At 41.5% G+C, this 537-nt stretch carries 1 protein-coding gene; it reads right to left on the reverse strand.

The window, feature by feature from the left end:
- A partial coding sequence (locus tag ACFIJ7_RS09845) for a hypothetical protein (protein WP_375645224.1) occupies positions 1-364 on the reverse strand: 364 nt, incomplete at its 3' end.
- Positions 365-537 lie beyond the last annotated feature (173 nt).

Here is a 537-nt window from a genome sequence, read left to right on the forward strand (position 1 = left end):
ACGGGCTGTTTAAGCGCTTCTTGACACTGCGCTGTGGTATGACAGCGCCAGGACGACAAATCGGGAGATTTTCGGCTTTATGGTTTCCACACCACCCCCCCCCCACATCATATTTATAGTTGAACCCTGCTTGAAGCATGCAAGCATCAATGGTTGCCATTTGATTGAAACTGCGATTTTGATTTTCTGGATCTGCATCATAAGGTGTTGGCATGCCACATTCTAACAAGGCTTTTCCTATCTCAGTAAAATCTGCTCCTGGTTTTTCCCATGCCCCTATAGAAGATGTGGGAGTTTTATTAAACTGGCACCCAGCTATACTCAACAGAGTTATCGCACTTAATAATTTTAAGGTTTGTTTCATTTTTTTCTCCATGATCTAATTCAAGGTTTTTGTTCTAGATGAGATGTGCCATAAAGTATGTTGCACATAGCATTCGCATGTCCAAGACATGTGTGAACACTGTTGGGATTTGTGAACATATTCCATGTTTCTTTCCACCAGTTACTACCAGCAGGTATTGTCTCATAAGTATA

Source organism: Bartonella sp. MR100HLJHH (genome assembly GCF_042194215.1).
Taxonomy (GTDB): domain Bacteria; phylum Pseudomonadota; class Alphaproteobacteria; order Rhizobiales; family Rhizobiaceae; genus Bartonella; species Bartonella grahamii.